11 protein-coding genes, 1 tRNA gene and 1 pseudogene are annotated in these 18219 nt (G+C 55.3%); 6 read left to right on the top strand and 7 right to left on the bottom strand.

Annotated elements, in window-relative coordinates:
• Nucleotides 1-298: 298 nt before the first annotated feature.
• Entirely contained in the window at nt 299-565 is a 267-nt protein-coding gene (locus AAIH46_RS08535; protein WP_430305426.1) for an SEL1-like repeat protein, read from the top strand.
• 123 nt (nt 566-688) lie between these two features.
• On the opposite strand, the gene AAIH46_RS08530 is transcribed toward AAIH46_RS08535, so the two are convergent.
• Entirely contained in the window at nt 689-1801 is a 1113-nt protein-coding gene (locus tag AAIH46_RS08530) for a pyridoxal phosphate-dependent aminotransferase (RefSeq protein ID WP_430305425.1), read from the bottom strand.
• Nucleotides 1802-1945: 144 nt separating this feature from the next.
• Entirely contained in the window at nt 1946-2299 is a 354-nt protein-coding gene (locus AAIH46_RS08525; RefSeq protein ID WP_430305424.1) for a hypothetical protein, read from the bottom strand.
• Between the two features lie 200 nt (nt 2300-2499).
• Between AAIH46_RS08525 and AAIH46_RS08520 the strand changes: the two genes are divergently transcribed.
• The 3 genes from AAIH46_RS08520 to AAIH46_RS08510 all read left to right on the top strand — a co-directional run bounded on the left by AAIH46_RS08520 (nt 2500) and on the right by AAIH46_RS08510 (nt 4224).
• The gene (locus AAIH46_RS08520; protein WP_430305423.1) at nt 2500-3717 is read left to right on the top strand and encodes an NAD(P)/FAD-dependent oxidoreductase; all 1218 of its coding nucleotides are present in this window, start codon (nt 2500-2502) and stop codon (nt 3715-3717) included.
• A gap of 113 nt (nt 3718-3830) precedes the next feature.
• A tRNA-Ser gene (locus AAIH46_RS08515) sits at nt 3831-3921 on the top strand.
• A 57-nt stretch (nt 3922-3978) separates the two neighbouring features.
• Entirely contained in the window at nt 3979-4224 is a 246-nt protein-coding gene (locus AAIH46_RS08510) for a hypothetical protein (protein ID WP_430305422.1), read from the top strand.
• 225 nt (nt 4225-4449) lie between these two features.
• Here AAIH46_RS08510 and AAIH46_RS08505 read toward each other — a convergent pair.
• Nucleotides 4450-5568 (bottom strand): annotated as a pseudogene (locus tag AAIH46_RS08505) (recombinase family protein); the annotation flags it as partial.
• Between the two features lie 2769 nt (nt 5569-8337).
• On the opposite strand from AAIH46_RS08505, the gene AAIH46_RS08500 reads away from it, so the two are divergent.
• Together AAIH46_RS08500 and AAIH46_RS08495 are read left to right on the top strand one after the other, a co-directional pair.
• Nucleotides 8338-9123, top strand: a complete 786-nt coding sequence (locus AAIH46_RS08500; protein WP_430305421.1) for a metallophosphoesterase — start codon at nt 8338-8340, stop codon at nt 9121-9123.
• Nucleotides 9104-11104: an AAA family ATPase gene (locus AAIH46_RS08495; RefSeq protein ID WP_430305420.1), complete on the top strand. Its 2001-nt coding sequence runs from the start codon at nt 9104-9106 to the stop codon at nt 11102-11104. Before AAIH46_RS08500 ends, AAIH46_RS08495 begins: the two co-directional genes overlap by 20 nt.
• Nucleotides 11105-11107: 3 nt before the next feature.
• Here the strand turns inward: AAIH46_RS08495 and AAIH46_RS08490 are convergent, their stop codons facing one another.
• From AAIH46_RS08490 to AAIH46_RS08475, 4 genes are read right to left on the bottom strand one after another with little or no spacing between them, the layout of a single operon-like run.
• On the bottom strand, nt 11108-12739 hold the full coding sequence (locus AAIH46_RS08490) for a type I restriction-modification system subunit M (RefSeq protein ID WP_430305419.1): 1632 nt from the start codon (nt 12737-12739) through the stop codon (nt 11108-11110).
• Nucleotides 12732-13910 (bottom strand): AAA family ATPase, encoded by a 1179-nt coding sequence (locus tag AAIH46_RS08485; RefSeq protein ID WP_430305418.1) that lies wholly within the window; start codon nt 13908-13910, stop codon nt 12732-12734. Before AAIH46_RS08485 ends, AAIH46_RS08490 begins: the two co-directional genes overlap by 8 nt.
• Nucleotides 13907-15202 carry a restriction endonuclease subunit S gene (locus tag AAIH46_RS08480; RefSeq protein ID WP_430305417.1) on the bottom strand — a complete coding sequence of 432 codons (1296 nt, stop codon included), beginning with the start codon at nt 15200-15202 and terminating at the stop codon, nt 13907-13909. The genes AAIH46_RS08485 and AAIH46_RS08480 overlap by 4 nt, the downstream gene beginning before the upstream one ends.
• Nucleotides 15192-18197: a type I restriction endonuclease subunit R gene (locus AAIH46_RS08475; RefSeq protein ID WP_430305416.1), complete on the bottom strand. Its 3006-nt coding sequence runs from the start codon at nt 18195-18197 to the stop codon at nt 15192-15194. Before AAIH46_RS08475 ends, AAIH46_RS08480 begins: the two co-directional genes overlap by 11 nt.
• Nucleotides 18198-18219 lie beyond the last annotated feature (22 nt).

Genomic DNA, 18219 nt, shown 5'->3' with positions numbered 1-18219 from the left:
GGTAAAACCGGCATGGTTAGCGGAAGCTTCTCAAATCGCCGAAACGGCTGCCCCGCAGGCGCTCTGATGTTTAACGAAAACTCAAGTTTACCAAGCGTTTGGACTTTGTTTGCGTCGAATTAATCATGCATTTTAGGCGAATTTTGAAGTCCGGCAGGCATAGTGGGTTCATCAAACGAGCAGGACAACCTGCCGGCTTGAAGGATCGAAAAGCCGCAGAAGACGGTGATCCGGAGAGCGCCCGCGAGGGCATCAAACAGGGACTACAAACGACAGGCTCGAACAGGGATCTTTACCGATGGCACGCTTTGAAATGTACAATTCCGACATGGCCACTTTCGGTGGCGAAGCCCGCGCCGAAACCTTCTGCGACATGGGCCTGATGTATGCGACCGGCCGGGGCTGCCCTGTCGATCTCATCGCCGCCCACAAATGGCTGAACATCGCCGCGATCAAGGGATCGGACCGCGCCGCCGAACTGCGCGCCGACCTCTCCCATTCGATGACCAAGATGCAGCTGGCGGAAGCTCTTCGCGCCGCCCGTGAATGGATGACCATGCACTGATAGAGATTGCCGGGACCATGACGGTGCCGGAACGAGAGAAGCGACGGGCTTCGTGCCATCGTCGCCGGATGATGTACCGCGACCGGCAGAAACAAGGCCGGCGCGGTCTTTGCTCGTTTTCGATTAGCCGAGCGTGCGCAGCACCTGCTGCAGTGCCTCGGCCAGCAGTGCCATGTCCGGCTCGGGACCGGTGCTGATCCGGATGCAGCGATTGAGCGGCGCGACGCCGGGCATCCGGATGAACACGCCGTGCTCCATCAGCCCGTCGACGATGGCGCGCGCATAGGTGCCATCGCGGCCGCAATCGATCGTGACGAAATTCGTCGCCGAGGGCAGGGGATGCAGGCCATTTTCGCGGGCGATGCCGGCGATCCTCTCGCGCGCCTGCACGATCGAGGTAACCACCGTCCGAAGGTAATCCTGATCCTTGAGTGCCGCCAGTGCCGCGGCAACGCTGATGCGCGACATGCCGAAGTGGTTGCGGATCTTGTCGAAGGCCTGGACGTTGCCGGGCGTGCTGATCGCGTAGCCGACGCGCGCACCGGCCAGGCCATAGGCCTTGGAGAAGGTCCGTGTGCGGATCACGTTCGGCCGGTCGATGAGCGCTGTCGCGGCAGGCGTCGCGCCGTCCGGGGCTGTTTCGCAATAGGCTTCGTCGAGGATCAGCAGGCAGGTCTCCGGCACGCTCTGGGCAAACTCCACGACGCGCTCGGAGTCCCACCAGCTTCCCATCGGGTTGTCGGGGTTGGCGAAATAGACGAGCGGCGCGTTTTCCCGCTTCACCAGCGCCAGAAGTCCCTCCATGTCCTCGCGATCGTCGACATAGGGCGTCGTCACCAGCCGACCGCCGTGGCCGGCGACGTGGAAGTTGAAGGTCGGGTAGGCCCCGAACGAGCTGACGACCGGTGCGCCGGGCTCGATGACCAGCCGCACGATCTGCCCGAGCAGCGAATCGATGCCTTCGCCGATAGCGAAGTTCTCCGGCCGGCAACCGAGATGCGCGGCAAGCGCCTGCTTGAGGGCAAAATGTTCCGGATCCGCATATTTCCAGGTCTCGGCCGCGGCGCTGCCGATCGCCTCCAGCACCGAGGGAGCCGGACCGAAACCGCTCTCATTGGCGCCGATGCGGGCCTTCACCGTGAGCCCGCGACTGCGCTCGATGGCTTCCGGGCCGACGAAGGGAACGCTTGCGGGAAGGCTTGCGGCGAGGGGAGTGAAATGCGCGAAAGACGACATGCTGATGGATCCGGTCTGTGTGAAGCGCCACACAATAGGAGGGATTCGTCGCCGCGCAAGATCAAGCCGCGCCCGGATCGCCCCGGTTTTGCGCTCGGTGGCGCTTCCGATCCAAAACTGCGGTGACGGTCTTCGCCGTCGTGGTCAGTGGCGGGTCTGGAAGCACATGCGCAGCACATGATGGAGAAAATCCGGGTCGATCAGCATGTTGAAGCTGATCTTCAGCTTCTCCTCCTGGCGCCGGGATAGCGTGCAGCCGATCTCTCCCTTGACGCCGAGGATCTCCAGGAAGAAGTTTTTCGGAATGACGATGCTGGGACTGACGTCGAGTTCGGCTCCCGAACGCGAGATCCTGCGCACCACGCAGCGGCAATGGCTCTTGGTGCTGAGGTGATGCTCGACGAAGATGATCCGTCCGGGGCGATCGATCTGGAACGTCTCGAAACCGTCTTCGGCCGCCGGGCCGCTCTGTGTGTTTCTACCGATATCCAAGGGCATCCAACCCTCCCACGCCTCTATCTGCCGTGAGCCTACATGCGTTTCGCTGCTTTACGTTGAAGCGGATCTTTCAAATGCGACCGATCGGCTGGATTCATGTCGTGCCGCCGACACGAGATCCAGGCGTGCGTTGACGGCTTGGCTTGGCGGCGCTACGCCTGCTGCCGCAGTATTTGCAGACGGGCAGGAGGAGTGACGACGTGGCGGATCGAGTGGTCATCATCGGCGGCGGTCAGGCCGGCTTCTCGCTGGCAGCCAAGCTGCGGGCGCTGAAGGATCCGCGGCCGATCACCATCCTCAGCGCGGAGGACGTTGCTCCCTATCAGCGCCCGCCACTGTCGAAGAAATATCTGCTGGGTGAGATGGAATTTGCGCGGCTGCTGCTGCGGCCGCTCGACTGGTATGCGCAGAACGATGTGGAACTGCGCCTCTCGGCCTTCGTCGAGCAGATCGACCGCGACGCCCGGCGGCTGCGCATGCAGGACGGCTCAACGCTCGACTACGGCGTCCTGGTGCTGGCGACGGGTGCTACGCCTCGCACCCTGCCGGCAGCGCTCGGCGGCGATCTCTCCGGCGTTTACGTGATGCGCGACAAGCGCGATGCCGACCGGCTGGCCGAGGAAATGCGCCCCGGGCGGCGCGTGCTGATCATCGGCGGCGGTTACATCGGGCTTGAAGCGGCAGCCGTCGCCCGGCACAAGGGGCTGGAGGTGACCGTCATCGAGATGGCAGACCGTATCCTGAAGCGTGTCGCGGCCAAAGAAACGGCCGACGCGATGCGCGACATCCACCAGCGGCACGGCGTATCGATCCGCGAATCGACGGGCCTCCGGCGGTTGCTCGGCCACGAGGGTCATGTCGTTGCGGCAGAACTGGCGGACGAGACGACCATCAAGGTCGATTTCGTCATCGTCGGGATCGGCGTCAGCGCCAACGCTGAGCTCGCCCAGCTTGCCGGCCTTGATGTCGGCAACGGCATCGCGGTCGATGCATTCTCGCGAACCTCCGACCCGCAGATCTTTGCCGTCGGCGATTGTGCCGAACTGCCATGGGAAGATGGCCGCGTCCGGCTCGAATCGGTGCAGAATGCGGTCGACCAGGCGGAGGCTGCCGCGTCCGCCATTGCCGGCGGTGCAGATGCCTATCGGCCGAAACCGTGGTTCTGGTCGGATCAGTATGATGTGAAGCTGCAGATCGCCGGCTTCAATCTCGGCTACGACGAAACCGTCACCCGGCCCGGCAGCCGCGAGGGCAGCCTCTCCGTCTGGTACTTTCGCCAGGGGCGGTTCATCGCCGTGGATGCGATCAACGATGCCAAGGCCTATGTCACCGGCAAGAAGCTGCTGGAAAGCGACCTGCAGCCGGATCGCCTGATTCTCGCAGATCCTGCCGCGGATCTGAAGCAGCTGCTTGGCTGAGCAGGTCTCCGGTCGCCTCGATCTCCTGGTTTTCGCGGCATTGGCGGGGAAATTGCGACGCGCGTGCAAAATCTCTTGCAAAGCCGAGCACTCCCACTTAATCAGACCGCACCGGAGAGGTGGCCGAGTGGTCGAAGGCGCTCCCCTGCTAAGGGAGTATACGTCAAAAGCGTATCGAGGGTTCGAATCCCTTCCTCTCCGCCATCTGCGTTCATATGTACGAACCCCTGAAGCGGATGGTTCAAGCTGGCTCCGACTAGCATGATCGATACCCGCGACAAGGTCAGTTATGTGCCCCTGAATGTCGATGTGATTTTTCCCCACGACCACAACAGCTACAATCGTACCCAGGTATATTTTCGCGATCGCTCTGTTTTCGCCAAAAAGCACTTCCATCATATCGCGGCGGAAAAAATCGATGTTCTCGGGTGTTATATCGCTCGATTGGTCCGAACTTCTGCGCAGCAAGTCGGAAAGCATTTGGTTGGCGGCTCTGAGCTGTATTGATACGGCTGTAACGTCTTTCTGATACGGTAGCTGATCACTGATGGACGGAACCTGCTTGGCGATCGCGAACAATCCACTAAGCTCCGCCTCTGCCTTAGTGATCCGTGCCCGCAGCTCTGGTACTAAGCCGCTTTCATGCTGCCTTGCCAACTCATCCCTGTCACGCAATTTGACCAGAAGCTCAAGCAGCCGGTCCGGGGACAGGACCTGATCTCGGACTTGCTCAAGTACAACCGCATCGAGGACGTCTTCGGCAACTCGGGGCCGGCTGCAAACATTTTCCTTTGTAGAATTCGACGCGACAAGGTTGGTGCCTCTGTTGTCGCTACTGCATCTGTAATAGCGATACACCTTGCCGAGCTTTCCAGTTCCGGTCCCTAAGGTCATGGACGCGCCACAGGCACATCTGGCAATTCCGGCCAGTAAAAGTGGGCTGCTAGTAAGTTTCGCTCCACCCATCTGCGGATTTCGTCGCTCGAGCATTTCCTGCACTTTGTCAAATTCCGTTCGGGATATAATGGGGGGTACTTTGAGTAACCGCGCCTCCTGTTTCTCCTGGAACTGGTGTTCGACTTGGCTCACTCCCCAATAGTATTCACCGTAATATATCGAGTTAGTGAGAATCCGATGGATGCCCTGAATACTCCACCTTGATCCAAGCCTCGTCCTATAGCCCTGCCCATTGAGTGAACGCACTATAGCCTTTATCCCCATCGGCGGACCTTTTCCGTCTCCGTAGACAGCTAGACCATAGACCTTCTCGACTAAGATGCGTTCTTCCAGATCAACTGCGAGGATGGAACGTTGCGGGTTGTCTGGACTGGTGACACACCTATAACCATACGGTGGAAGACCGCCCGGCCAAAATCCTTTGTCTATCATATGCCGTCGCGCTCGGGTCGAATCGACTGACGATCTCAACGAGTGAAACTCATCCATTAGATTAGTCAGGCGCATAGCAACCATACCGCCCGCATCTTTTGAAAATGTTTGTGTAATTGATAGTATCTCCACATTCTTCTGATGTAAGAGTGCCTCAAAAACCATGTAGTCTCTCGTGGACCTAGCAAACCTGGACGTGCTGTGTATCAGTATTTTATCAAATGGCGGCTCACCTTCGCAGGAAGCATCCTTGATCATGCTCTTGAATTCCTTGCGAGCAGTTGATTTCGCCGACTTTCCCGGTTCGTAGTACACAGCAACGACTTCCCATCCCTGGTGATCGGAATATCTCCGAAGCTGGATTTCCTGATCGGGCATGGAGAGGTCGCTTCGAACACTTCTGTCACTGGAAACCCGCACATATAACGCAGCACGAATGGGAACAACTTCAGGGACGCTCATCGACACGTTGGTCAGGGCAGCTTGCCGCTTTCTGCGTTCCAGAGTCCCCTCTCTTTTAGTTTTCCGGCTTAGTACATCGTCAAATAGAACCTGCAGAGGATTTCTCGGATCGGTGAAACGCGCATTATCAGCCGGTGGTTTCTTATTTGAAGCCCTTCCAGATTTTGACTTCTTACCAGGGGCGGTTGTCGAATGTGATCCACCGCGGGATTTTGCCATCGTCATCACTCCTCTAGAATCTACGTGTTGTTTTCGTTTTCAAAATCGCTGAAAGGGCATTAACTTCGCGATCCGTTACCCGACGCGGCAGGACAACCGAGTTGGAAACCTGCCATTTCGATGCGTTCGGTCGGCATATTTTGTCTATCTTCGTCATTTTTGGTGAGTTGACGCTCTCACCTGCCTCCTCAGGCAACCCACCACACCGAACGTTAAGCCGCGATATTTCATCGTGGTGTTTGTCTTGCGATGGGGGTCGTGATCTGCGAACGCGTTCTGCGCTTGGCGAAAATACTCGTGAGAGATTTTCAGGCTCCTGCGAATTACCATTCTCACGCTCAATGGTCATACACACTACCCCGGTTTCTTGACCCAGTATGCCGGCAGCGGCGATATCGCTCCTGTTTTGTGTGTTGCGAAATCACAGCTCCCTTCACTACTGCATAATGAAACAAAAACTTTAGCAGGAGTCAACAAGCCTATGAAAACGTTGTTTATTTGGAGATCGTAATTGAAGACTCCAGAGCGTGGGCAACCTCGACATCGCGCAGGCGTATTGGGGTCTTTGGCGAAAGACTTTAGGTTTTGAATTTCGCAGAAAAATGCACTGTGACTGCATCAATTGCCCAGCGGATCGACCCCCAATGTGTAGGTCAATAGCCGGCTGAATAAATTGACGGTTGAAAAAATATGCGAAACGAATGCACGAAAATGCATGCCAAAACCGAATCTTTTAGAATTGCCACCTCGTCGACCCATCTTGAGCAAGCCATTTTCTGCCAAGAAACTGCGCAAGATGCTCGTCGCGCGGCGACTGAAACGTCTACAATATCCGAACACGGGACGTGTTTTCCATCGGCCGCTCCGGCGCCAAGACACACATGCCGACTACTTTCTAGGAGCATATCTTTGACGGACTGATAGACGTGCTAATCAGGAATCGTGATCCGCGCGCAATTTGTCGCTCTAGCTATGCTCGCCTGACAGGAGCGCCGAATGGAGATGGACATTTTTCGACGGCCCGCGAGCGGACTACAGGCCTCACGCTTGAATCAAGCCGAAGCCGAGGCTGAGACCCGACAAATGTTAGGCCACTTCTGCCTCCTGCAGATATCATTTCCCAATACCCCTGCGAAGCCGTAGCTTCCAAAGACGTGCAGGCAGCCTGATTTTGAGCAAGTCACTTCTGTGAATTTGAAGGCATGCTAAACGTCATTCCGTACACCCGTCCAAAATCATCAGAGACCATCTTGACTCCTCGTGCGTTCAGCGCATTCAGGATTTTGTCTAGTGATGCCTGTGTTACATGCCCGTCTTGCTCGAGCCGATAGACCGTTCTCGATGCAACCTTGGCCGCACGAGCAAGCTCAATTTGTCCGAGCCCTGTATAGGCCCTAGCGGCACGAGCAATCGAAGGATCGAATAACTTCACGGTTCAGCCCGATCTGGGCTGGACAGCGGCGTCGCTGCCCACTTAATGCCCACGCCGTAGAACAAGCCTGACGTAACGTCGCCCCATCCGAGGAACGCGATGCCCTCCCGCTCGTAATACGACCTTAGACGGAGCGAGGAGGCTTGATCGACCGATCCACCTGTCTCCATGAGACCGATCTTTCGTTGCGGAACCCCGGAAAGGTCAGCTATTTCGGACTGGTTTTTGTTGAGAATCGCCCTCGCTGGGCCAAATGCGACACCTGTCCGTTCTGTGTGAAACTCGGATGGCATCGGAGATAGAGTCGGCAGCTGTGACGGAGAACGCCACCGCACCCCAAGGCCTGCCGTTTGCCCGGTCGCAAGATCGACTGTTCCTAGAAACTCTATGCCCAAATTTTCATAGAACATCTTGAGCTTTGCATTGGTGGAAATGCCGAGTGGGTTTTCGCCCTCTGCGAGCCAAAGGGCTTTTTGAGTCATCAACGCGCCGTTGGCCGCTTCTCGCTGGCTAAGTCCAGCAAGCGTACGGGCTGCTCTAAGTGCATCGGCGGACAGAAGCGTTCTCATAGAAACCTAAGGCCGGTTTCAGAACGCAATGTCAAATTTCCTCATTATGAAGTCTTTTAATTCTTCATAGACTCATTGTAGAAGCATATTTGACGTCTTTTTGGTATGGCATCCGTCCTCAAGAGGAGGCTGTCAGCGCCGATTCGATCAAAGAAGTTTCGACAAATGCGGGAGCGCTCTGCCCCGGAGCACCGTCAAAATAACGGAGTTTGCCGTGAGTGATACATCATCGATCGCCTGGTTTGGTATGACCAGGTTGAAACTGGTTCACCGATTAAGACAGCTGGCCGATGAGCTTGAGGTTGCCTCAATCTCCGCGAGCGGACCGATAACGCGAATTGACCATTGGATGGTGGCTAGGCGAGCAGTTCCTTGCCTTATTGGCATCCCCACTTCGCATCCAAGGATTTCGGACGGCGAACCTCTTTACTCTAGCGAGTTATATTACCTTGATCCCGACAAACGAATCGCACGTTCGTTCTCCCGCTGGTATGAACTTGGAAACCAGGTCGATCCCAGCTATTGGGAACATCGCTTTCCGGTGCAGCGATGAGAGCCTGGATATTCTCTGACCTACACCTCGAAGTGGACGAGGGCTTCCAACTCACCACTGTTCCAGAGGCGGAAGTTTGTCTCTGTGCCGGCGACATTCTCGATGGCGGTGTGATTGCGAGTATCATGTGGCTGGGCGAAAATGTTGCCCCCCACATGCCGGTCGTGTTCGTGCCCGGTAATCACGAATATTACAGGAGTGCCTTCAGAGAAGGGCTCGCGGCCGGCTATAAGCTGGCAGAAGCCTATGATAACCTGTTTCTTCTGGATGGGGACTCGATCATCCTCGACGGCTACCGTTTCATCGGGGCAACGCTCTGGACGAATTTCGATCTGCACGACGATCCCAGGTTGGCAATGGCCATCGCTAAGGACGAATTGAACGACTACCGCCGCATCAAGCTATCAAAGACCCCGTTTAAGCGTTTTTCGCCGCAGGAGAGCCTTCACCTTCATCTCCGAGCGGCCATCGATATCGACAACGCGTACCGCTCTCAATGCGACCTTCCTACGGTCATCATTAGCCATCACGCGCCAAGTCTTATGTCAGTGCCTCGGAAATTTCTGAAGGACGGCCTGACACCCTCATTCGCGTCGCGGTTCGAGTATCGTATCCTCGAATACGAGCCGCGTCTTTGGGTGCACGGTCACATTCATTCAGCCAGCGACTACTTCCTTGGCAAGACGCGGGTGATCTGTAATCCCCTCGGCTATCCAGAAGAGGAGTCGCGTGAGACATTTATTCCGGACCTGGTGATCGACCTTGACAAACTCGCCCAATAACAAACCTACAAGAACGCGCGGGCGTTCGCTTTGGAAGCCCGACAACACATCCGATCAATCAGATGTCACGATCCCTATCTACCTCGCGTATTGCGGGATCGCCGCAGCGCTCCGGCATCATGTTGCGGCGAAGACGTCGTCGCTTGCGGTCCTCGCGACCACAACACCTGATTCGATCGACAGCTACGTTCATGCCGGCCGCCTGTTCCTGCGCCAATTCCTCAATCGTCGCGGATATTCGGACCCGTTTGTTCGAGCCATAAAGCAGCGGAAGAGCGACAAACCATCCGAACTGGATGTCTACCGTCGCGCTGCCGAAGACGGTCGAGGTATTCTGTTATGTACAAGCCTGGGCGACGTGGACGAAGAGCTCAGACTGTTCGCGGATGTGGTGGTGACAATCCCACAGCCGACTCCGAACCAAATTGCGGCAACTTTCAAGCGGTATGGCCACATCCTGACTACACCCGAAGAACAGATGATAGCATCCGAGTCCTGGACGCGGCTTGTCTACGCCTTTCCGCCGGATCGCTCGGTATTGGCAGGCCTGCGCCGTCTTCGCGAAACTGCCTACCGCGCATCAGTGCAAAAGGTGGCGGCCGTCGCAACGGGGCCGACACTCGAGGACTTGAGTGGTCTCGGTCTCGCCAAAGATTGGGGTCTTGAGCTCGCGCGCGATCTTGCGGATTTCAAAGCAGGTCTTATTCCATGGGACGACGTGGACACTGGTGCTCTGATTTCAGGCGCTCCCGGGACAGGCAAGACACTATTCGCCGAGGCATTGGCGCGGACGTGTGCCTTGCCGATTGTCGCCGCGTCGGCCGCACAGTGGCAGGCGGCCGGGTATCTCAATGACCTTCTCAAAGCGATGCGTGAAAGTTTCCGGGAAGCGCAGTCGAAAGGAACAGCATTGCTGTTCATCGATGAACTCGATGCGATGGGAAGCCGAGCGGTCAACGACAGTCAAAATGCGGACTACAAACGGCAAGTAATAAACGGACTGCTCGAGCTCCTTGATGGTTTTGAGCGTCGTACTGGTGTTGTCGTCGTGGGAGCGACCAATCATCCGGGGGATATCGACCCTGCTATTCTACGACCAGGACGGCTTGATCGGCATTTCGAAATACCGCTGCCTGACTCGAAGACGCGCAAGCAGATATTCCAGTTCCATGCTGGGTTTGCCGTCCCCGAAGATTACGAAGATCAATTTGCCCGTTCCACTGCCGGCATGGCAGGTGCAGGGTTGAAGCAACTGGTGAGAGATGGGAGACGAATAGCCCGCCGCTCTGGAGCTTCATTTGGATTTGAACAAGTCCTAGAAGCGGCAAAGCCGCAAATCGACCTTCCGGTCGAACTCATACGGGTAGCGGCGTTTCACGAAGCGGGACACGCCATTGTTGGTCTCGAGTTGGGAATGGAACTGAAGGGGATCAGCGTTGCGGATAAAATCTTGGCCGAGGGCGTGAATACCTTGGGCGGGGCGTTGTTCACAAGGCAAGCCTTCCCAATGAAAACGAAGTCGTTCTACCTTAATCTCATTACAATGTATCTCGGCGGCCTCGCGGCTGAAACCCTGATATTCGGCGAGTTTACCGAATCTGGTGCCAGCGATCCGAACTCTGATCTGGGGGTGGCAACAGCTCTCGCGACGAAAGTTGAAGCGAGTTTCGGAATGGGAAGCACATTGGCGATCGACGTCGTTCTCGACCACGAACTGGGTAGGCTGCGTACAACCGATAACAGGGTCCGTGCCGCGGTATCTGAAATCCTCGCTCGGCAGTTCAACCGCGCGAAGGAAATTTTGGACCTCCGGAACAAAGCACTCGGTAATATCGCCGATACCCTGCTGACGGCACGTTCGATGAGCGCCGCGGAAGTTAGCGAGGTCCTTCGTCGGCATCCTGGTTCGGATGCCGACCCGTTGGGCATCGATACGTCTGAACCCGATTATCCTGGTCAAGTCGCGCGTCATGCCATTTAGTGTTCAGTCCCCACGCTGTTCATCGACTATTGGCAAAAGGGGCAGCCCGAGTTCCCTGAGAAAGACATTGTGTTTCGCTGTTGCCTCGCGGACCTGCTTCTCGATCTCGACCAACTCCCTGTGTGTGGCAGATAGATCGATCGCGGTCTCCTGTTCGGCTGTGCTGATGTATCGGGAGATATTGAGGTTGTAGCCTTCATCGGCGATACGATCCATGCCAACGCGCTTCGAGTATCGATCTTCTTCCCTGCGGAATTGATAGGTGTCGATTATCTTTGCGATGTGCTCGTTTGTGAGGCCGTTTTGGCGTTTGACTTTTACGAAGTGCTGGGCGGCGTTGATGAAAAGTACGTCGTCCGGCTTTTTGCACTTTTTGAGCACGAGAATGCAGACCGGGATACCTGTGGAGTAGAACAAATTGGCGGGAAGGCCTATGACGGTATCGATATGACCGTCTCTGAGAAGCTTGGTGCGGATGCGCTCTTCAACACCACCTCGGAAAAGCACACCGTGCGGCAAGATGATTGCCATCACGCCGTCGTCCTTCAAGAAATGAAAACCGTGCAGTAGGAAAGCGAAATCGGCGGCGGATTTCGGTGCCAGTCCGTAGTTCTTGAACCGCACGTCGTCGCCCATCGCCTCGGTCGGTTCCCATCGGAAACTAAAGGGCGGATTGGCGACGATGGCATCGAACGCGGGTTTCTTGGCGGGGTTCTGCTCGCGCAGCATGTCCCAGTCGTTGGTTAGCGTATCGCCGTGGTAGATTTCAAACTCCGTATCCTTCACCCCATGCAGCAGCATGTTCATCCGGGCAAGGTTGTAAGTCGTGATGTTGCTTTCTTGGCCAAAAATCTTGCCGATGCCGTGTGGCCCCATACGATTGCGCACATTAAGCAACAGCGAGCCGGACCCGGAGGCGAAATCGAGCACACTGGCCAGGCGATCCTTTTTGCCAGTGGATGGTTCTTGGCTGTCGAGGGTTACGATAGCGGACAGGATATCGGAAATCTGCTGCGGGGTATAGAATTCGCCCGCCTTCTTGCCGGAGCCGGCCGCAAACTGGCCGATCAGGTACTCATAGGCATCACCGAGGGCATCAATTTCGGAAGAGAAAACCGCCAAACCTTTGGCGATTTCTGAAATGATGGCGCAGAGCTTGGCATTGCGGTCCTCATACTTGCGACCGAGTTTGTCTGAGCCGAGATTGATCTCGGAGAATAGGCCGTTGAAAGTACTCTGAAATGACTCAGTTTCGATGTACTTGAAACCCGCCTGCAGCGTGTTGAGCAGTTCGCCATTCTGGGTACGGGCCATGTTGGCGATGCTGTTCCACAGGTGGGGCGGCTGGATGACATAATGCACTTTGCGGCGCATTTGTTTCTCAAACTCAAGGACGTCCTCAGGGTTGTTCGCGTACCACAGGGCTAGCGGCACGCGGCGGTCGTCTGCGGCGAGGATTGGGTAATCCTTACCCAGTTCTTTCTTCGCGGCGGTCTCGTAGTTGTCCGAAAGATATCGGAGGAAGAGGAAGGAAAGCATGTAGTCGCGGAAGTCGTCCGCGTTCATTGCCCCACGTAACTGATCGGCAATGCTCCAGAGGGTTGCACCGAGTTTCTTCTGAGCTTGATCATTCATGGGCTGGGTGCTCTTCGTGGGCTGGAGATAGGTTAGGTGCAAGTGCCGGAACCAATGCAGGCAAGGCGAATTCAAATTTCTCTATGAACTCCATCAAAATTCGGCGAAAAAGTTCCTTATTGTCTTCACCCATTTCAGTGGGCTCGTGGATAGCATACGCACCGTGACTTAGCAGTTGGAGTGCCCGGTTGAAGAGTGCTCGGTCATCCTCGTTGTCCAGAGCTTTCAGGCAGAAGGCCATTCCGGTATGCCCGAAAAAGGATGCTGTCTTTTCCATAATGCTGCGCAGAGCATTGAAGTGAAACGTGTAAAGTGTGCCGGTGCTCGGATCGGCGGCCCGTTGCAACTCGGAGAGGGTCGCGACGTGATGGTAAAGTGGCGTATCCTCGGTGGCCCTAAGCGTGTAGACACCGTCGTTGTTCGGACGATGCAAAAAATAGCGCTTGTGGATAACTTTTGGCTCGTCATCCACGCGCCTGCCAACCTCGTTGCAAATGACATTGAAAAATAGAACGTGATGAGATGAGAAGATGACCTTTATGGGGGCCGGAACACCGTCGCTATCTTTGCGACTAGCGGCGCGGCGCAGAAGCTTGGCAAGATCACAGGCAACCGAAATAGCATTATTATCGTCGAGCGATGAGATAGGATCGTCTATGTAAAGATATTTGTTTGACTGATAGGAAATGTGACCATCAAGCATTCGCTCGCAGACAGCCATGAAAAGACACCAGATGAAGATATTTTGTTCACCTCGGGAAATCTTTATATTTTCTTCTTCACCCTTGCGAAAAGACACTTTCCAAGCAGTATAGTCGATGTCGAAGTCAAAATCTGTATAGCGGTCGAGATATCCAGCAATTGTTTCATCCAGCGCCAGTTCGGTCAGCGCTGTGAAAAATCTTGAATTCTTGTTTAACTGAAGATGGCGAACACTGTCTCCATCGAGGTCATTCTCCCATATGAAAAGGTCTTCAGTAAACGCGTTGAAGTAGAGGGTGTCCGCATTCCCGTTGTTCTGGCGCTTCCCGACGTCCTTGAACTCCATCGAGAGACGCGTCTTGCCGGTGCGGTTGTAGGCATAGAGGAGCACGAGCTGCGCGTTATTCAAGTCATCGCGCAGCCGTGCCACCAGATCGCGTAGGCTATTGTAAGTGCGGATGCCAGTCATGCTTCAACCTCCTCCGAAGACGGGAAAAGCTGTTGCATCAGCCCATTTTTATGGACCTTGAGGGCGGCGTATTTCTGGGTTTGCTGGGCGATGAGATCATCGAGGGAAGTGAGGCACTCGGCGATGCGCTGCTGTTCCGCCACCGAAGGAATGGAGATACGCATTTCTTGAAAGAATGGGAGCCCGATTGTCTTTATGGTGTTGCCGGATGCCACCCTCTCGAACACTGGCTTTTTGATCTGCAGAATATAGTACAAAAACCAGTTAGTTATGTGGCGCTTATCACAGCGCCAGACAATGAAGTGCTGGCTTACAGCCATTGGCTCAGTCAAGATCGCGCTTTTTCCCACACCTGCATCGCGGCTAAGGATCACGGAACCAGCGGGGTGAAGAACAGCCGACGAGTTTTTGATTCCTAGTTCGGAAATCTCAATCGCAGTTTTTGAGATCAATCCCTTGTCCAGGCGCTTTGAGTCAGCAAGCGACACCCATTTTATGCCCCCATTGTAGTACTCATCCATCGTCTTGTTTGGCGTGTGGCCAGAACCTCTTTTAGCTAGACTTTCGAGCTTCTCTTCCTTCCACACCCCTGCGCTTTGGAACTCGGGAAAGCGCCGGCGGGGCTGGATTTCGCCTTCGCATGGAAAAAGCTGCTGCATCAGCCCTTTCTTGTACGTCGTCAGCGTTTCCACTTTCTTGGCTTGGGCAGCTATCAGCTCATCGACTGAGGTCAGGCAGTCGGCGATCTTTTTCTGTTCCTCGGTTTGCGTCGGAATTGGCAGACGACCAGATAAGAAGGTAGTGTTCGCGATCTGAAGCGTATTCTTCGCGCCTTTCTGACATAACGGAGAAAGAAGGGCTTTTGAACGGTCGGGGGATTCGAAATAGGCCTCGATCATCAAGCCCAGGTGAGGATTAGTCGGCGTGAAAACACCATATAGCGGGGACAGCGCAACCTCCCCATCGAACTTGCATTGCTTTACGATGCCAAACGGGAAAGCCTTCAATGGGCTTTTTGTGTAAACAACATCGAAACGCTGTCCGATGGTGTAGCGCGAGGCGTCTGCTGCCGCATAACTCCGACCCAAGAGTTCGACCTGGTTGACGACACCACTTTCCATCGAGACTGAGAACACGTCACGGCCAGCGGAATTTTTGATTCTCTGTTCTTTCAGAACCTTCGAAAGCGGCTCAAGCATCCAAGGAGCGCTGAACCCAGGAAAGCGCCTCGCGGGTTCCAATAAGAATTTGTCATCGTTCTTCATCGTTGCGGTTTTAGCCTTACTGCTCATATGCATTCAATCCGGAGATGTCGCGCCCTGCAGCGCGTTTGATCAGTAGAGGCATCAGCTCACCCATAAGATCAAGTTCCTTCACGCGGCGGGCCTTCCAATTCAGACCGAGCGGTTCCATCAAGTCGGTAAGTTGCTCTCCATCAAAGATTAAACGGTGCAGGATGCCGTTCACAAAAGCCTGAAGGGCGCGGGTAGTTAGGCCATGTTTGTCCGCGATATCGGCAAGTTCCTTAACTTCCATCTCCGCCTTGAATCGCGTGTAGCCCTCGCGGATGGTTTTTTCGCTTAGCCCCTCGCCGGCTTTCAAAGTGGCAATGTACGCGGCGATATCCTCGCTTTCGTTCATGAACTTGGCATCGGACTGGATGAGGCCAACGAGTTGCTCGCGGCTCATCTTTTGCTTGCCCGGCGTCGCTTGAGAGAAGCGAGCGATGAGGCCCATGATGTAGTCGTAATCGATGACGGCAGAAGCAAAGAGGACGAACTCGAAATCGAGCTCGTCCACTTCCGGACTGGGTCTGTCCGTCACCTTGTCCTGTTGGGCTTTAAGCCGCTGGGCGGTTTCCAGATAGGCACCCCGGAACCCAAGCAGATTTTGCTTCGGCAGAATCTGCTCGATGGCGGCGGCGTTTTCGTCCGTGATGTCGGTGTATTGGTCAAGCTGGGTCTTGAGGCGCTGGACTTCTTTGAAGCGTTCAATGAACACAGCGCGGGCGGCGTCGCCCTTGAGGTTGGGCACCGCGTCCGGGGCGCAGTCGAGGCCCTGGGATTTCATAAAGGCATCCAGATTCTGCACCGCGACTTCCAGTTTCCGGATAACGACGGGGGCCTTGTCGACAAGCCAGATTTCACGGGCCTTTTCCCCGGCTGACTCGCCAGAAAAAAGTGCGATAGCGGCATCGACGGCGTCTTGCTGCTGACGGAAGTCGAGAATGTTGCCGTACGGTTTCGTGGCGTTGAGCACGCGATTGGTGCGAGAAAACGCCTGGATCAAACCGTGGTGCTTGAGCTTCTTGTCGACGTACAGCGTGTTCAAATATTTGGAATCGAAGCCAGTGAGCAGCATGTCTACCACGATCGTGATGTCGATTTTCTGTGCATGTGGTTGGTCGGCATTGGGCCACTGCTGGTCTTTGATGCGTTTTTGCACATCCTGATAATAGAGGTCGAACTCGCCAATACTGTGGTTAGAGCCGTAGCGCGTGTTGTATTCTGCAAGGATGGCCTTGAGGGCTTCCTTCTTCTTCTCGGGCTCGACAGCGTTGTCCTCTTTTTCCTGCGGCAGGTCTTCCTGAATCTGCTTCACATCGGGATCGCCCTCGGCGGGCGGTGAGAAGACACAAGCGATGTTCAAGGGCTGGAAGTCGGGGGCAGTTTTTTGTTTCTCGGATTGCAGTTCGGCGAATAGTCGATGGTATTCGATGGCGTCATTAATGGACGCGGTGGCTAGCAAAGCATTGAACCTACGCCCGCCCGTCGCGGCGTCGTGCTTGGAAAGAATGGCCTCGATGACCGCCTTCTTCGCTAGCGGCTCGCCCGGCTTGGGCAACTTCTTGCCTTCTGGCTTGAAGAAATCGATATGAAATCGCAGGACATTTGCGTCCTCGATGGCATGTGTGATCGTGTATGCGTGAAGCTGCTTCTGGAAGAGTTCGCTGGTTGTCTGGAACGAGGCTTCTTCATCCTCAATCTTCACTCGGCTGGCGTTCTCCTCGAAAATGGGCGTGCCAGTAAAACCAAAGAGTTGGGCCCTGGGAAAGAACTCCTTGATAGCTTTGTGGTTTTCGCCAAACTGGGAGCGATGGCATTCGTCGAAGATGAAGACGATGCGTTTGTCGCGAAGTGGCTCCAATTGCTCCTTGAATGTCTGCCGGCCGTCCTTCTTCTGCTGCTTGTTTCGCTTGCTGTTTTCGTCCAGCGCCAGGCCAAGCTTCTGGATCGTGCACACGATCACCTTGTCGGCGTAGTCGTCCGACAGGAGGCGGCGCACGAGGGAGGCAGTATTGGTGTTTTCCTCTACGCAGCCTTCCTGGAACCTGTTGAACTCTTCCCGGGTCTGACGGTCGAGGTCTTTGCGGTCCACGACGAAGAGGCATTTCTCAATATCAGGATTGTCCTTGAGAAGGGTTGAGGTCTTGAAAGACGTGAGTGTCTTGCCGCTACCGGTGGTGTGCCAGATATAGCCGTTGCCGCAGTTCTGGGCGATGCAGTCCACAATCGCCTTCACCGCATAGATTTGATAGGGCCGCATCATCAGCAGCTTCTGCTCGCTGGTTACGAGCACCATGTAACGGCTGATGGTTTGCCCGAGGGTGCATTTGACGAGGAAGGTCTCCGCGAAGCTACCAATGTGGGTGATCTTTTTGTTGTCGACGTCCGCGAATTCATAAACAGGCAGAAAGCGCTCTTCGGCATTGAAAGCGAAGTGCCGGGCGTTGTTATTCGCGAAATAGAAGGTGCGGTCGCGATTGCTAACGATGAAAAGCTGAAGGAAGCATAGAAGCGACCTGGAGTAGCCATTGCCTGGATCGTTCTTGTATTCGACAATCTGCTCCATCGCACGGCGGGGGCTGATGCCGAGTGCTTTAAGCTCGATCTGAACAGCGGGGACGCCGTTGATGAGAATTATGACGTCGTAGCGATGATGGCTGTTATCCGTATTGATGCGCAACTGATTGACCACCTCGAAGGTGTTCTTGCACCAGTCCTTGATGTTGACGAGGGTGTAGTTGAGCGGCGTGCCGTCATCGCGGGTGAAGCTGTTGCGCTCCCGCAGCGTGCGGGACGCAGTGAATACGTCAGGAGTGACGATTTCATCAAGGAGGCGGGTGAACTCGCCCTCGGTCAGGCGTACGCGGTTAAGCGTTTCGAATTTCTCACGGAAGTTTTTCTCCAGCATGGAGCGATCGCGGATATCGGGGCGATATTCGTATTTGAGGTCCTGCAATTTAGTAACGAGTGATTTTTCGAGGCCGCTTTCGAGTGTGTTCATATCGAAAATGTCACTCCAACAA

The organism is Rhizobium sp. 0TCS1.26 (assembly GCF_050455525.1).
Classification (GTDB): Bacteria; Pseudomonadota; Alphaproteobacteria; order Rhizobiales; family Rhizobiaceae; genus Neorhizobium.
The sequence above is the reverse complement of the archived record's forward strand: the minus strand, read 5'-3'. Positions and strand labels throughout refer to the sequence as shown.

Coding starts and splice junctions, on each gene's coding strand:
- AAIH46_RS08535 (WP_430305426.1), top strand. CDS start 299: ATGGCACGCTTTGAAATGTACAATTCCGACATGGCCACTTTCGGTGGC.
- AAIH46_RS08530 (WP_430305425.1), bottom strand. CDS start 1,801: ATGTCGTCTTTCGCGCATTTCACTCCCCTCGCCGCAAGCCTTCCCGCA.
- AAIH46_RS08525 (WP_430305424.1), bottom strand. CDS start 2,299: ATGCCCTTGGATATCGGTAGAAACACACAGAGCGGCCCGGCGGCCGAA.
- AAIH46_RS08510 (WP_430305422.1), top strand. CDS start 3,979: ATGATCGATACCCGCGACAAGGTCAGTTATGTGCCCCTGAATGTCGAT.
- AAIH46_RS08500 (WP_430305421.1), top strand. CDS start 8,338: ATGAGAGCCTGGATATTCTCTGACCTACACCTCGAAGTGGACGAGGGC.
- AAIH46_RS08490 (WP_430305419.1), bottom strand. CDS start 12,739: ATGAATGATCAAGCTCAGAAGAAACTCGGTGCAACCCTCTGGAGCATT.
- AAIH46_RS08485 (WP_430305418.1), bottom strand. CDS start 13,910: ATGACTGGCATCCGCACTTACAATAGCCTACGCGATCTGGTGGCACGG.
- AAIH46_RS08480 (WP_430305417.1), bottom strand. CDS start 15,202: ATGAGCAGTAAGGCTAAAACCGCAACGATGAAGAACGATGACAAATTC.
- AAIH46_RS08475 (WP_430305416.1), bottom strand. CDS start 18,197: ATGAACACACTCGAAAGCGGCCTCGAAAAATCACTCGTTACTAAATTG.